Below are 13,662 nucleotides of genomic sequence, written 5' to 3'. Positions count from 1 at the left end.
CCATGGACAGCGCGATCGCCCACCCGCTCTTCGCGCACGTCGCGTCCGCCTATGCCGACAGCGACGAAGGCCGGCTGGACAACACGACCCTGTATCGCGTGGTCGCCGAGCGCGCCGGCATCAGCGAGGCCGCCCGCAGGGCGCGGGCACCGATCGGACAGGCTGGCCAACTGCACAGTCGCGTTGAGCGCGCGATTCGCTGGCACACGCAGACCCTCAAGCACATGGGCGTGCTGCGCCGCGTGGAAGGTGAGCGAGGTGTATGGGAGCTGGTGGAACGCACGCGCAAGGGCCTGCACGTGCCGGCTGTGCCGGTGAAGCTGGTGGCGTTCTCCACCGACCTGGGTGTCGCGATCTGGGGCGACAACACCGATGTCGTCACGCGACTCGACGAACCGGTACACCTCCTGCTGACCTCGCCGCCATTCCCGCTTCGCAAGCCGCGGGCTTACGGCAACGTGCCACTGTCCGACTACGTGGACTTCATCGTGCGCTCCATCGAGCCGCTGGTGCGCACGCTCGCCCGGGGTGCATCGCTGGCCCTCAACTTCTCCAACGACGTCTTCGAGCCGGGCAGCCCGGCCCGCTCGACGTACATCGAGCGCGTCATCATCGCCCTGGAGGATCGCTGCGGCTTGCACCTGATGGATCGCATGCCTTGGGTCAACCTGAGCAAGGCGCCTGGTCCGATCGCCTGGGCCTCGAAGGAACGCATTCACCTCAACGTAGGCTACGAACCGATCGTGCTGATGTGCAACGACCCGCTTGCGTCCTATGCGGACAATCGCCGAGTCCTTGAGCCGCACACGGATAAGCATCTGCAACTGATCGCCGCCGGCGGTACCGCGCGGGCGGTCAACCACTCCGACGGCGCCTACCGTCGTCGGGCCGGTGCCTTTGGTCGCGAGACGGCCGGGCGCATCCCGAAGAACGTGCTGATGCGTGGTCATCGCTGTGCAGATGCCATCGCCACGCGACGCGACGCCGAGCGGCTGGGTGTGGCTTCGCATGGCGCGGTCATGCCCACGTCGGTCGCCGACTTCCTGATCCGCTACCTCACGCAGCCGGGCCAGCTCGTGCTGGATCCTTTTGGCGGAAAGGGCACCACCGGCCTGGCCGCCGAACGTGCTGGCCGGCGCTGGCTGGTCGCCGATCGGGTCCTCGATTACCTTCGTGCCGGGGCCGAGCGGTTCCGTGACGCCAAAGGGTTCGAGATGCCCGCCGCCGTCGAGCGGTGGCCGCGCGCCGCCTGACACCCACGGACCACCCGGGCACAACAACAGCAGGGCAACAGATGAACAGCAGTCGACAGAAGTCGGTGGCGAGCACGGACGCGGTGGTGTTGATCGAGAGACGAACATCTGCCGACTCGGTCTTGCGTGTGACCCGGGAGGCGGGCCAGGTCGTGGTTCGCTTCGACGGGGAGGTCATGCCGCCCAACGGCGCGGCCGGCCGGGTGCAGCCATTGACGGCGCCGATGGCCTCCTGGCAGGAACTGCAGCATGCACGCGGATACACTCACATGCTGCAGGGGAACGTGGCCATCACGGCGCAGGAGGCGGCCTGTGTTCGCCGTCGGTCATGCCGGCCGCCTTCCGGTGCATCTGTAGTCGCCAGCGGACAGGTGGTGGCGAGGGCGATACCGCCGCCTCGGGGAGCGATTCCGACTACTTGCCCATGAGGCGCGTGTCGTAGCGGAACTGCCGCAGCTTGGTCACCACGATCCTCCGGGCTCCGGCATGCAGCGGATTCACCAGCACGTTGAACTCTTCCGGAATGATGACCGACGGCACCAGGAGCAGGGCCGAGTCCATGCTCGACAACCATTGGTCGCCAGCGGTGAGCGACACCGCACCGGCGGGCTCGGCCTCCCACCCGACCGGCGGGTCGAGCGTTATGCGCTTCTTCCAGACGGCATCGGGCACATCGAGGCGGACGAGAAAGCGGTTCAAGGGGAGGCTGGAGGCACCCAGGTGAACGATCGTCTCCAGGCAAGCCAGGGCGATGCTTGGCGAGGCGTACACGACAGGTGTCCCAGGGCGATTCCACCGACCTCCTGTCTTCTTGGCCCCCGCGCCGCTGATGTCATCTGCGGTGTAGTCGGGAGTGTCCGAACCGATGCGCCATAGAGGCACGCTCATGCGTAGACGCCGGCCTGCGTCTGGGCGAGCAGGTTGGACACCAGCTCCTGTCCGGATGCCGTGTCCATGAACTCGCCAGGCTTTCGGCCTCCGAGCGCGGGGAGGGGCCGTTCGAGCCACTCGCCCACCCACGTGGGGGCGTCAAAGCCTTCGGGGTTGCCGCTCTCCTCCACCATCTTCTTGACTTGACCCACCAGACGCACCAGGCCGAGCACCCGTTCGCTCACAGGGACATCGAGGCGCTGGCGAGCCTTCAGCTTCCTGTTGAGCGTTGCCCGTGGCACACCGAGGATGAGGGCCACTTTGTTCTGGTCCATTTTCATGTCGCTGGAAAGGGTCTTGACGGTCAGCGGCATCAGGCCAGCCTTGGCGATGCAGACGCGCTCGTCGAGTGAGGACTCGAAAATTGCCCGGTAGTGCAGACCCGATGCAGGTGACTTGCGGAAGGTACCCGCAGCGCCGAGCAGCCGGAGTTCCTTGACCCCATGTACCTTTTCAGCGTGGCGTCCGACCGCGACAGGCGTAGCGACAAACTGTCCGGTCGCAGGGGTCTTGCGGTACTTCGGAGGGCGGCGGTTGGCTTCGGTCATTGCTTGCGTTCCGGTATGGCTCAAATGAGACACTAGCACAGCTCAAGTGAACAGCGTGCAGCTCGCCGGCCGGGAAGGGGGCGCCACCGACGGCATCGGCTTCAGATAGGTGCGCGATCTTCGAAGTCGGAGCCGCTCGGACAAAATGAGGGCATACAGGCCAACCGAGCCATCCCATGGACGTCCTCAGCATTGCAACAGTGATCTCCGCCCTCGCACTGGGGTATGTGGCGGCGCCAGGTATTCGAAGTGCCGCGCTGGCACGCATGCACAGCGTCCCACCGCTCCCCAAGCGCGTGCTGCCGCCTGCACTGCCCGCGTCGCCGCGGTCCACCCGCGTCGGCGGCGTGGAGATCCTTGAGCTGGCTCGGTACCGTCGATACGAAGCCATGGGTATCGCGGACGAGTTCATCCCTGCGGGGCGCTGGCGCTGCGACTAGGACGCCAGCCGCCATAGCGACCTGGCCGTGCGCAGCGTGCCCCCCTCAAGCTGACCCAAGGAGATGAAATGGAAGAACAGACCCCCAAGACCCCAACCGACTACGCCACCGACCGCGGCGCACACTGCCCCTGCTGCGGAAGCACCGACATCACCGGCGATGGAGTCGAAGTCGAGAGCGGCCGCGCAACGCAGGAGGTCTACTGCAACGAATGCGATGCGTCGTGGGTGGATACGTACACCCTGACCGGGTACGTGAACCTGAAGCGCGAGTAGCCGCGCGCCACTAGCACCACTATGGAGAAGTAGCGAATGACTCAGCTCGCCGCCTACATCGCCACCAACGGCACGGACCTGACCATCAAGGGCCGCGCCTTCACTGTGGATGGGCCAATCCAAGACGGGAACACCGCGCTGGCCACGTTCAGCACCCAGCGCACCAGTTACACCGGCGTGTTGTGCGTCAACGCGCGGGTCCCGGGCAAGCCCGGTGCCGAGGTGTGGTCGCTGGTCGGCGGCGGGAAGACCCAGGCGACCTTCGCCATCCATGAAGGCGCTTTGCTCGCCCTCAGGTAGGCGCGGCCCGGCCGGCCGAAGTCGGGCATGTAATAGGCAGCCGAAGGGTGTAGCGCGAGGCGGTGGCGCGGTTGCCCAGGACTATTGGTACGAAGAAGCGGCGCCAACTTCGACGCGGCGCGCAGCGGCTGACGATGGTGGCCTTCCACGACCACGGACCAACCATGACCAACAACTCCGGCGACGGCGTGACGCGCGCTGATCCGTCCACCACGGACGCGCATTGGCAGGAGGCGCGCCTCCCGCCTGAACGCATCGCCGGGCGTGGGAAACGCCTCGCGCCGGCCGTCGGCACCGTGTTCACCTACAACGGCGCCAAGTACCGGTGCACGGGGTGGCTTCGCCCGGCCGACCCGCCCAAGCCCGGGCCAGAGTGGGACGACTTCCTCGACGAGCTGCTCTACGACGCGGCGTACCAGCGCGACGGCGTGCGCTTCCGGTGGTGCCTGCGCGAAGAGGCGACCCACGTCTCCGGGCGCGGCATCGCCGGTTGTCTCGCTGAGATCGCACGCATCCGCGTAATAGGGCGCGCCGAACTCCCGGCCGCCGTACTGCGTAGCGAGGAGGCAAGGGCCGTGGCGTTGGGCCGGGCGCGCCGGCTCGTCGGCTAGCGCTGCCGAAACGTCCTGATGTTTTGCGCGTGGCTCTGGCCCTCAAGATGGTGGTCAACCCGCCGACATGAGTAGCCGACATGACCGCTTCGCCCACCACCACCACCACCACGGACCCGCTGACCCTTGCGTACATCGCGATGGGCGCCGCCGCTGCATTGACCGTTCCCCAAGGGAGCCCCGGACGGTTGGTCGATCGCGCCGAGGTTGAGTTCATGGAAACCCTGATTCGCCATGCCCCAATGATGGACCGGCTGGCCGCAGGCAGGGAGTTCGGCGGCATGTTCTATTACGAGGTCGCCGAACCGTTCGGCGAGATGCTCGCCGAACGCATGATCGCGGACGGCGATCTCTCCGACGCCGAGGCCGAAGCGTTGGCAACCGAGCTGATCGCCGGGGCAGTGGCATGAGCAACGCTGCGCAGGCCGCGGCGAGCGGCGAGGACGCGATCGCCATCGGGGAGACCTACGTCCTCGATCACGGCGACTGGAGCGAAAAGGTGTGCGTGCGCGCGATCGCGAAGGCTGGGCGCGGCAGGGCCGTGCATTACGTCCCCGTCGACCGCGGCTACTACGCCGGCAAGATGGCCGAGAAGGAGTTCCAGCGAACGGCGCACCACGTGGCGGCGTGACCGCTTCGAGCGCACCGACGGCCTGCGGCGGCCCATGAAAGACCCAGCAGCAACCCGTGCGTTTTGGCGTCGCCACGAGGCGATACGCCAGTACCGTCAACAGCCACGTCGGTCGCATGGACCGAGTGCCCGTCAGCACGCTGAGGAGGTTGCTGTGTCCTATCCGGAACCCGAAAGCCACATCGTCCCGTGCCTACGGCATGCGATCGCGACCTGTGTGGGGTGTGGCTGCACGGACGTCAGCGCGTGCGTCAACGAGCTGACGGGTGAGCCATGCGGTTGGCTGCGGCTCGATCGCTCGGCGGGCGAGGGCGTTTGCACAGAGTGCCCCGCGTTCGTCGCCGAATGGGACGCCCGTGCTCGCCCAGCGAAGACCGTGACGCTCGCCGACATGGGAGCGGTGCGCATCGTGCCAGAGACGCGCGCTGACGCCGTGGAGCTGGGCCCGTTGCCCAGTGATCGTCCCGATGCTTGACCCATCGACCGAAGGCGTCGTGCGGCGGCTGCGCAAGATCCTCGCGCTGGCCGAACGCGGAGAGGCGGGCGAGCGCGAGAACGCCAGGACACACCTGGACAAGCTTCTGCGCCATCACGGCCTGTCGATGGACGACATCACCGCCGATGACGGCGGATCCGTGGGGTTGTGCAAGTTCGAGGTGACCGGGTCACTCGACGCCAGGCTGCTGCGCCAGGTGGTCGCCATGGTGGCCAACACGTCGGACGTGCGGCAGTACCGGCGTGGCAGGTCACGCAAGCATGTGGCCTTCATGCTCACGCGCTCGCAGTACGCCCAGGCCACCTTCGCCTTTGCCGTGATCCGAACGGCATGGGAGAGGGAGCTGGAGGTGACGTTCAAGGCCTTCGTGCAGGTCAATGGGCTCTTCGCCAGCGAGGCGCCGCCGAGCCAGCTCCCGGAGCTGACCCCGGAGCGGGAGGCGGAGCTGGCGCAGATGCTGGCTCGGATGAACGCGATGCAGAAGACGCCCATTCGCAAGGCTCTGCCGGCGACATGAACACTGCCGCACGTCGCGAGACGGGTGACCATCCCGGCGTGGTCATGGTGTTTGGCTCCAACCTCGCCGGACGACACGGGCGCGGTGCGGCGGCCGACGCGCGGCGTTGGCATGGGGCGGTACCCGGTGTCGGCGAGGGTTTGACCGGCCGGGCCTACGCCCTGCCGACCAAGGATGCGGCGCTGCAGTCGCTGCCGCTGGCGCAGGTGCTCGCGGCCATCGAGCGGTTCAAGGATGTCGCGTCGTCGCGAGCGGACACAACCTTCAAGGTGACGCGTGTGGGCTGCGGCCTGGCTGGATTCCAAGACGAGCAGATCGCGCCGGCGTTCGCCGATGCGCCGACCAACTGCCGGCTTCCGTTTGTCTGGGACCGACTGCTGGGGAGGACACGCCTGGCGCGCGTCATCATCGCCGGCTCTCGAGACTTTCGCGACTATGCCCTGCTGGTATCCAAGCTCGACCTCCTTCTGGGTGGCCTGCGCGATGGCGTGCACGTCGTCAGCGGCACGGCGCGCGGTGCCGACCGCATGGGAGAGCGCTACGCCAAGGCGCACCAATGGCCGGTGCATCGCTTCCCGGCCGCCTGGGATCGCCACGGTCGACCGGCAGGGATGCTCCGCAACCGGGACATGGCGTGGGCCGCATCGCACCTGGTCGCGTTCTGGGACGGGACCTCGCCAGGGACACGAGACATGATCGAGACCGCACGCGACGCGGCACTGGCCGTGCGCGTGGTCGCAACCTCGTGAAATGGGGGCCGACCTTTCGCATCGCCGACGCCGCGGCCCGGGACATCTAGCCCGCCCCATCAAGACGCGAGCGGAGCAATCTGGCCAGCGGTGCGTGCGATGGCGTGGCGCCGGCCACCTATAGCACCAATGCGGCACAGCACGGTTGGCTGAGCCGGGGGCCGGCAGAACCTGGGCGGTCTTTGCTCCAGTCGCCGAGGGGGGATTCTTTCGATGCCCTCGCCATCGAGAATCTCCCCTGTGTCCACCGCCGCTCCCGTCGCGCTGTCGCTGACCATCAACGGACAGATCTACGTCACCAGCGCCGAGGCACTGCGTCACGCCCGCACGACCGGCCAGGTTGTGGCCGGCTGCTACAAACGCGACCGCTGCGGCGTGCGCCTGTATGGGCTCGACGGGGAACCCTTCGCCTACATCCGGTTCGACAGGTTCGACAGCTGGTTCGTGAGCTGTTCGCGCCTGGACGGGCGGGTGCGCTACATGTTCGCCTTGTCGGATCGCGACACGAAGCGGCTGGGGTTTGATCCATCAGCCGAAGATACGTGGCGGCGTAAACGAGACGTTGCGGCCGCAGTGTGCCGGCAGGTGGCCGCTTACGAGCAGTCGGTCGCGGCCTAGTTCACGCGAAGGAAAGGAAGGAGCGCGCAATGATCTATGACAACCCGCTGCAACGGCTGCTGGCCGATGCGACACACCTGCCACTGGGCAACGTCCCCGATGACGCCCGGCGCGACGAGCTGGTCGGCCAGGCCTGTGCGATCCGCGACGCGCTGGCGGCAGGTATCGGGGAGGAGTGCATTTTCGAGTGCCTCTACGACGGGCGGCCGGGCTGGCCCAGCGTAAAAATTCGCGAGCTCATGATGGCGTTAGCCAGCGGGCTACCGCTGGCAGCCTGACCGCGCGACCGGCACCGTTCAAGCCGACGGTAGTCGGTGCCGATCTCAGAAGGGACCGAGAAGGAAACACAGGACATGCTTCGCCCCCTCATGCTCGGCGTGGACGCCGCGCTGATGTTGTACCTCGCCCGCTGGGTATTCGTGACACGTACCCGCCACAGCGCGCCGTCGCGGTGGCGAGCTTATGGTTGGCTGCGCTGGATACCGACGAGGCTTTGCCTGCTGGCGATCGCGACAGGGGCGCTCACGTGCGTGGCGATCCTGGTGAGAGGCACGGGCGGGAACGTGCCTGGCTCGGCGGAGCGTCTCACACTGGACATCGTCATGCAGGTCATGTTCGTCGCGATGGTCGTGCCGCTTTTCCACTGGCTGGTCGTTCCCGTCGAATCCCCCGCGGGGCATCACCGCGCCCGGATCAACGCGACGTACGCCGTCACCTTCCTGCGCGAGTCCGCCACGGAAATAAGTCTGCACGTCCGCCGAACCGACGGCTGCCTGACGCTTTTCCGGCAGCGCCTGCCGGAACGGGTGAGCAACGTCGCCCTGGCCTTCAACGCGATCGCCGGCCACCGTGACCGACTGCAGGCCTGCGGTGTGCGGACCATACGCGTGGCGTCACCGGACGTCACGCCGGCGGTCATGGAGCACCTGGTGCGACATGCGACCAGGCACCTGCAAGGGGTTCGCTGGCATCCGCTGACCCCTCGGGAGATCGACCGAGCCACGAGGGTCCTGCTCCTCTGGCTGCGCGAGCTCGAGCCGCTCCCCGTTTCGCATTGCAGCTGGCGTCATGCACTGCGCGCGCTCGCAGCCGTGGCCTCGCCGGCTGCCTGGGGGCGGACCCGCCAGCGCATGCGCCGCACCTGGGTGGCCAGCAGCGCACCGATGGTGGAACGCGGGATACGCGTCATCCTGTAGGTTCGGATGTGCCAGGCGCTTGGCACGGGAACTCGCCAGGGACGCGAGACATGATCGTGACTGCACGGGACGCGGCACTGGCTGTGCGCGTGGTCGCGACTGCGTGAAATGTTGCCCGACCTTTCGCGTCGCCGACGTCGCGGCACGATCATCGTGCTCCGCCAATGACCGCCCAGGATGATTGCAATGAAACACAACGTTGCGCTTAGCACCATCGACGAGACGCCGCCCAGCGAACGCAACTCGTCGAGCATCATCCGGGAAGCGAGCGCCGCACAGACGCCCCCAGACGGTCGCGTCGCGGTGCCGATGGTCCTGTCCAACGCCCAGGCGTCCGAGATTAAGGACATGCTCGCCGAGGAGTACGGGGTGCATGGCGTGCAGGCGCGTGCGTTGTGGGCTGACGTGCTGCAGATCGTCGCCGGCATCAGTCTCGACGATCAGCTCGCGGCCAACGAAGCCAGGCATACGGTGTGCCTCTGAGGTCACCTCTATCCCTTCTGGCCCGATCTTCCACCCCGGCAACGAAGCGACATGATGGCCTTCGCCACCCGTCACCGCCAGGAGAACCCATGGCCAAGAACGTTGCCCATTTCACCATCGACGGCACGCCCATCTGCGACTGTCAGTTCGTGGCCAATCATGATCGGCTGAATGCGGCCGGGTGGCCGTCCTGCGACGGCCCGATCGAGCATCAGCTGGCCGCCTTCGCCGCGTTGGCGGAGCAGTTTCCCGGCCGTGTCGCGCTGGTCCACGGGTCGTGCCCCCGAGTCATGGGTGAGTCGACGGACGACAAGCGATGAGCAGCTCGCAGGCGCCGATCTCCCCGGACGAACTCGTTGCGCGCATTCGCCCCTTGTCCGTTGCCTCTTACGCGGTGGACTACTCGTGGTCGTTGGTGGAACGCATGCTCGTGTGGCTGGCGGAGGGTTCCGGAGCGGCGGTGGAGCTGAACCCGGACTTTCAGCGCGGGCACGTCTGGACCGAATCCCAACAACAGGCGTTCATCGAGAACGCACTGCGTGGTGTCATCGACCAGGCCGGATTCGCGATCCGCTTTAATGCGCCGGCGTGGGAGAGCGATCCGGTGGGTGACCTCGACCCGACCGTGCAGTGCATGGACGGCTTGCAGCGCTTGACCGCGGTGCGGCGCTTCATCGCCGGCGCGGTTCGGCCATTTGGATTGCACGTCGATCAGCTCAAGGGGTCGCCTTTCCGCGTGGCGGGTGCCTCCTCGCAGTTCCGCTTCCGGGTGATGGTCTACACCTTCCAGTGGCGCGCCGACCTTCTCCAGCATTATTTGGATTTGAACGCCGGCGGTACGCCTCACAGCCGGGAGGAACTGGAGCGTGTGCGTGCCGCTCTTCTTGAGGTACGTCGCCCGACTCAGGCTGTCCCCTGACGACGCCGGAGACTGGGCCATAACCTCCAGAGGCTGGCGCGCCAGTCCGAGGACGGGTAGCTTCTGGAACGCATCCCCTCAGCGGAGATCTGCCCCGTGGAAGATGAGTCGTCCCCCTACGCGCCGATCCGCCTGCGACGCCAGTCGTACTTCCAGTTCGCGCGGGCGGTGGCCCAGTCCGGACAGCTTGTGGCCGACGGGCGGATCAGCGCCTCCCTCCACCACATCATTGAGCGCGACCTCATCACCCCGCAGGTCGAGCTGGTGATGCAGGGCTATCGAAGCGGTGAGATCCCACCGGATGCCATCGGACCCATCTTCGCGAAGCAGTTCAGCTACAGTGATTGGGTGCCCCTCGTCGGCCAGTACGAGTTATGCGGCCGCCAGATATTCGACCTGCACGAGGCCCTGACCGAGTTGCTTCGCCACACCGACACAGGCGAGTGCACTCTCGAGGACATCCATTTCCCCTATCCGTGCATCTACATCCACTTCGGCAAGCTGTTGGACGTCCGACAGGAGTTCGACTCGCAGGAGGGAACGTACGAGTACATGGACGGCGTATTCGTCGCCCTGACGCCCTGGGGAACTGACGGTGGCGAGCGGATCAAGATGGGCTTCTCGACGGTCCATGAAGACGGGACCGGCGTGATGTACCCGGGCCTCTTCTTCGATCTGCGACCCGAGGAGCGCATTCTGCCGGTCGACCAAGCGATCGAGGCGGCACTGGCCAGGCGGCACGCAGCCCACCAAGCCGCGCACGGGGCGACCGACGCCTATCAAGCGATGATGAGCTACGTGCGCGAAGCGGACCTGGAGGCCGCTGACACGTTACGCCAGGCCGCCAGCCTGGTCGTCAATGCCCTCTTCTACCTGGAGAGCCTGCGTGACCACCTTCCACCGGCAGGGCCGGGACGTGATACGCCGCCGACGCTGGTCGCCAAGTGGGCCGCGTCCAACCCGCGCCAGCGCATAAAGCAGCGATCCGCGCTGTCGGCCGAGGGGTACGCCGTCGTCCACCTCGTGGGCGCTGAAGTCGAAAGTCCATCCACGACAACGGCGACCGGAACCAATCGAAAGGTGCACTGGCGCCGCGGCCATTGGCGGCAACAAGCATACGGGGAGCGGATGTCGCTTCGACGCCGCACCTGGATCAAGCCCGTGCTCGTCGGGGCAGGGGATGGTATGTCGACTGACCTGCCTGGACACGTGTACGTGATGGGAACCTCCGACCACCCGCAATAGGCCGCGGCCTCCCGATCGGCTGATGCACCGCGACCCGCGCGGACCTCAGCGATCGGCCCGCCATGTAGGATGGCGGGCTCATTCCGCCACGGCGAACTGATGCCAGGAGGACACGATGGCGAAGTCACGGGACAAAGTGCAGCAGCAGGGCTTCTGGGATCAGGAGGTCACCACCGCCGGACACGATGACGTCATGGTGTGGGTCGACGACAATGCCGACTTGGTGATGAGCCGGGCGTTTCCCGAGCTTTATGGCAGGGGGTGGATCCCAGACGACATCGAGTGGGGAATCGAGGCCGCCGCGCGGGCCGCCGCGATGGAGCAGGTCGAAGCGTTCATGCGAGCGACGCCCAGGGAGGACCCGCGCGTCAAGGGAAGCGTGTGGGAGAGCCCACTTCGCGATGACAGGCATCGCCCGAGCCATTACCAGCGCAGCGTCTGCTTCGCAGACCTCATCATCAGCGCGACCTACCCGAGGATCTACGTCCAGGAGCAGGACATCGCGGAGCATCGCCGTGCCGGCCCATTGGCGATCGGCGTGAGCTGGCCGCGCATCGGGGGCCACTTTGGCGTGCTGATTGAGGCCAAGTCGGTACTTCCATCGCGTGGCGATCTGATCCGGCAGCTACGTCACTACGGGACGGTGTTCCACGGACCGATGGTGGTCGTGTCCCAAGACGACAGTTATGCAGCGCTGCTGCACAAGCAGGGCTTTCGGTTCGTGCAGTGTCCACGCCCCCTGCCATGAACACCCTGCAAACACGAAGGTACTCACTGAAAAATGGAGCGGCAAATGAAGAAGTGGATTGTGGGACTGGTCATCAGCTTGGTCGTGGTCGCGACGGCGCAGGCCGCTGACAAGGCAGAGCTCTCCCGGAAGATCAGATCCGGCGTGACGCTGAACCAGTTTCTGGCAACCAGTCAGGACAATCAGGTGATCTTCGTTCTTGGGGCCTACTTCGCCATGATGCAGTCGCGGGCGATGGGGGGGCAAACTCTGTGCGTGCCGCCCGGCGACCCGGAGCCAGCGGAGACGGTCGCGAACATTGTCAGGACGTTGCGGGGGATGGAGAGCGCCCGACCGGAGGTAGGCGACATGCCCATCGAGAACATGGTGTTCGGGGCAGCCTGCGCCATGTGGCCCGAGAAGACGCTGCGCGAGCTCGGCGCCTCGTGAGCATCCCGGCTCGGTCGCACCACGGCCGGCCCGTGCAGAGTTTTGGGCAGATCTTCGACTCCGCTGCCACCGGGTAATGATGAGGCTCCCGAACCGGAGCCGCCCGATGTCCTACGCCACGAACAGCACCATCGCAGCTCAAGCGGCCGATGCCGAGAGCGCCGTCTCCAATACGAGGCTACTGGAGACGGTCGCGAACCTGGCGTCGTGGGCCGGCTACTTCGAGTGGGTGCCGGAAGACAGTCGCGAAGTGTCCGCGGCGTGCATTCGTTGGGCTGTCTCCTTCGAGAAGGAGTTCGCCATCAACGTGGCCACCGGCCTGTGGGAAGAGGACGCGTATATCGAAGAGGTCGACACGTTCGCCATGGCCAAGCTGAAGGGCGTGGAGCACGAGTGCCTGAAGGCGCTGGTGTGGCCGGTGCGCGCTTGACCGGCGCATCGTTCGGCTGGCCGGCGGGGTGGTCTGCCTCCCGCTGGGTCAGCAACCCTGACGCGATCCATCTGACCGGGCCGGGTGGCGTGGAGTTCGACCTCATGCCAGATGACGACAGCGACGCGGGCGTCTTTCTTCGAGCGCTGGCGTTGTGCCTGCTAGGTGCAGTTCAGTCGAGTCCGGACACGGCAGCGCGGCCCAGCACTCGGCCGTCACCGAAAGCGGCGGCAGAAGGTGGCGCAACTTCCGACGGCTCGGTGCCGGGGTTCACTGGCTGCGTCGCACGTTCGCGACAGCCAACGGAGTAAGCCATGAAGAACGTCCTGCGCACTGCCGTCCTCGCCATTGCCCTTACGCTCGGTGCCGCGGTGGCCCTGCCGACCATCGCCACGCCGATCTCCACCAGCGGCATGATCGCACCGACGGCCAGTTACCTCGCCCAGCCGATCAGCGTCCGTCCGGTCATCGGGCACGCGTTCAGCGGGTTCGGGTTCGGCGCCCACGCGGTCGGGGCCGAAGGCGAGCCCACCAACCCGTGCGATCCGATCACGCCGCAGAACTGGTGTTCCTGCGGCGGGTGCAGCTGATCGCCCTGTTTTCCACTCTCGACCGAAAGCCCGCCATCCGGCGGGCTTTCCCTTTCTTGGCGGCCGAAACCATAGCCACCGACGCAACCGTTCCGATGTTCGGCGGTGAGCGCACCGATCTACCGTGGCTGGTAGTCCACTCCCGGCTGTGACGATGAACACGACTACAAGCTTGATTGGGGACACCGATGAAGTTGATCACCCGAACCAATAGCCCGTGATCAGCACGCCGGCATCGTGATCAGCATTATCTA

At 66.4% G+C, this 13,662-nt stretch carries 22 protein-coding genes; 20 read left to right on the top strand and 2 right to left on the bottom strand.

Annotated features, from left to right (window positions below; genetic code table 11):
• The first annotated feature begins 2 nt into the window (after positions 1 to 2).
• Positions 3 to 1,253, top strand: coding sequence for a site-specific DNA-methyltransferase (locus tag AC3WTD_RS01225; RefSeq protein WP_235645350.1), 1,251 nt, complete (start codon positions 3 to 5; stop codon positions 1,251 to 1,253).
• A 414-nt stretch (positions 1,254 to 1,667) separates the two neighbouring features.
• On the opposite strand, the gene AC3WTD_RS01220 is transcribed toward AC3WTD_RS01225, so the two are convergent.
• Together AC3WTD_RS01220 and AC3WTD_RS01215 are read right to left on the bottom strand one after the other, a co-directional pair.
• On the bottom strand, positions 1,668 to 2,141 hold the full coding sequence (locus AC3WTD_RS01220) for an RES family NAD+ phosphorylase (protein WP_235645351.1): 474 nt from the start codon (positions 2,139 to 2,141) through the stop codon (positions 1,668 to 1,670).
• Positions 2,138 to 2,731 carry an Xre family toxin-antitoxin system antitoxin gene (locus AC3WTD_RS01215; protein WP_235645353.1) on the bottom strand — a complete coding sequence of 198 codons (594 nt, stop codon included), beginning with the start codon at positions 2,729 to 2,731 and terminating at the stop codon, positions 2,138 to 2,140. The genes AC3WTD_RS01220 and AC3WTD_RS01215 overlap by 4 nt, the downstream gene beginning before the upstream one ends.
• A gap of 176 nt (positions 2,732 to 2,907) precedes the next feature.
• Between AC3WTD_RS01215 and AC3WTD_RS01210 the strand changes: the two genes are divergently transcribed.
• The 19 genes from AC3WTD_RS01210 to AC3WTD_RS01120 all read left to right on the top strand — a co-directional run bounded on the left by AC3WTD_RS01210 (position 2,908) and on the right by AC3WTD_RS01120 (position 13,408).
• Positions 2,908 to 3,171 (top strand): hypothetical protein, encoded by a 264-nt coding sequence (locus AC3WTD_RS01210; RefSeq protein ID WP_235645354.1) that lies wholly within the window; start codon positions 2,908 to 2,910, stop codon positions 3,169 to 3,171.
• Between the two features lie 68 nt (positions 3,172 to 3,239).
• Entirely contained in the window at positions 3,240 to 3,446 is a 207-nt protein-coding gene (locus tag AC3WTD_RS01205) for a hypothetical protein (protein WP_235645356.1), read from the top strand.
• Positions 3,447 to 3,482: 36 nt separating this feature from the next.
• Positions 3,483 to 3,746 carry a hypothetical protein gene (locus AC3WTD_RS01200; protein WP_235645357.1) on the top strand — a complete coding sequence of 88 codons (264 nt, stop codon included), beginning with the start codon at positions 3,483 to 3,485 and terminating at the stop codon, positions 3,744 to 3,746.
• 164 nt (positions 3,747 to 3,910) lie between these two features.
• Positions 3,911 to 4,357, top strand: coding sequence for a hypothetical protein (locus AC3WTD_RS01195; RefSeq protein ID WP_492612766.1), 447 nt, complete (start codon positions 3,911 to 3,913; stop codon positions 4,355 to 4,357).
• An 80-nt stretch (positions 4,358 to 4,437) separates the two neighbouring features.
• Positions 4,438 to 4,767, top strand: a complete 330-nt coding sequence (locus tag AC3WTD_RS01190; protein ID WP_235645359.1) for a hypothetical protein — start codon at positions 4,438 to 4,440, stop codon at positions 4,765 to 4,767.
• Positions 4,764 to 4,988, top strand: a complete 225-nt coding sequence (locus tag AC3WTD_RS01185; protein WP_235645360.1) for a hypothetical protein — start codon at positions 4,764 to 4,766, stop codon at positions 4,986 to 4,988. Before AC3WTD_RS01190 ends, AC3WTD_RS01185 begins: the two co-directional genes overlap by 4 nt.
• A 467-nt stretch (positions 4,989 to 5,455) precedes the next feature.
• Positions 5,456 to 6,001: a hypothetical protein gene (locus AC3WTD_RS01180; RefSeq protein WP_235645361.1), complete on the top strand. Its 546-nt coding sequence runs from the start codon at positions 5,456 to 5,458 to the stop codon at positions 5,999 to 6,001.
• Positions 5,998 to 6,750: an A1S_2505 family phage non-structural protein gene (locus tag AC3WTD_RS01175; protein WP_235645362.1), complete on the top strand. Its 753-nt coding sequence runs from the start codon at positions 5,998 to 6,000 to the stop codon at positions 6,748 to 6,750. The genes AC3WTD_RS01180 and AC3WTD_RS01175 overlap by 4 nt, the downstream gene beginning before the upstream one ends.
• Before the next feature lie 240 nt (positions 6,751 to 6,990).
• Positions 6,991 to 7,368: a hypothetical protein gene (locus AC3WTD_RS01170; RefSeq protein WP_235645363.1), complete on the top strand. Its 378-nt coding sequence runs from the start codon at positions 6,991 to 6,993 to the stop codon at positions 7,366 to 7,368.
• A 29-nt stretch (positions 7,369 to 7,397) separates the two neighbouring features.
• Positions 7,398 to 7,646, top strand: coding sequence for a hypothetical protein (locus AC3WTD_RS01165; protein ID WP_235645364.1), 249 nt, complete (start codon positions 7,398 to 7,400; stop codon positions 7,644 to 7,646).
• A gap of 75 nt (positions 7,647 to 7,721) precedes the next feature.
• The gene (locus AC3WTD_RS01160; RefSeq protein ID WP_235645365.1) at positions 7,722 to 8,564 is read left to right on the top strand and encodes a hypothetical protein; all 843 of its coding nucleotides are present in this window, start codon (positions 7,722 to 7,724) and stop codon (positions 8,562 to 8,564) included.
• A 186-nt stretch (positions 8,565 to 8,750) separates the two neighbouring features.
• Positions 8,751 to 9,047, top strand: coding sequence for a hypothetical protein (locus tag AC3WTD_RS01155; RefSeq protein WP_235645366.1), 297 nt, complete (start codon positions 8,751 to 8,753; stop codon positions 9,045 to 9,047).
• Positions 9,048 to 9,136: 89 nt separating this feature from the next.
• Positions 9,137 to 9,367, top strand: coding sequence for a hypothetical protein (locus AC3WTD_RS01150; RefSeq protein WP_235645367.1), 231 nt, complete (start codon positions 9,137 to 9,139; stop codon positions 9,365 to 9,367).
• The gene (locus tag AC3WTD_RS01145; RefSeq protein ID WP_235645369.1) at positions 9,364 to 9,966 is read left to right on the top strand and encodes a DUF262 domain-containing protein; all 603 of its coding nucleotides are present in this window, start codon (positions 9,364 to 9,366) and stop codon (positions 9,964 to 9,966) included. Before AC3WTD_RS01150 ends, AC3WTD_RS01145 begins: the two co-directional genes overlap by 4 nt.
• Positions 9,967 to 10,062: 96 nt before the next feature.
• Positions 10,063 to 11,211, top strand: a complete 1,149-nt coding sequence (locus tag AC3WTD_RS01140; RefSeq protein ID WP_235645370.1) for an AcrVA2 family anti-CRISPR protein — start codon at positions 10,063 to 10,065, stop codon at positions 11,209 to 11,211.
• A gap of 115 nt (positions 11,212 to 11,326) precedes the next feature.
• Positions 11,327 to 11,959 carry a hypothetical protein gene (locus AC3WTD_RS01135; protein WP_235645371.1) on the top strand — a complete coding sequence of 211 codons (633 nt, stop codon included), beginning with the start codon at positions 11,327 to 11,329 and terminating at the stop codon, positions 11,957 to 11,959.
• Between the two features lie 45 nt (positions 11,960 to 12,004).
• Positions 12,005 to 12,388, top strand: coding sequence for a hypothetical protein (locus AC3WTD_RS01130; protein ID WP_235645373.1), 384 nt, complete (start codon positions 12,005 to 12,007; stop codon positions 12,386 to 12,388).
• A gap of 106 nt (positions 12,389 to 12,494) precedes the next feature.
• On the top strand, positions 12,495 to 12,818 hold the full coding sequence (locus AC3WTD_RS01125; RefSeq protein ID WP_235645374.1) for a hypothetical protein: 324 nt from the start codon (positions 12,495 to 12,497) through the stop codon (positions 12,816 to 12,818).
• Positions 12,819 to 13,132: 314 nt separating this feature from the next.
• Positions 13,133 to 13,408 (top strand): hypothetical protein, encoded by a 276-nt coding sequence (locus AC3WTD_RS01120; protein WP_235645376.1) that lies wholly within the window; start codon positions 13,133 to 13,135, stop codon positions 13,406 to 13,408.
• Positions 13,409 to 13,662 lie beyond the last annotated feature (254 nt).

The organism is Rhodanobacter sp. FW106-PBR-R2A-1-15, assembly GCF_058789735.1.
Note: the sequence above shows the minus strand (reverse complement) of the source record. Positions and strands in the feature narration are given on the sequence as shown.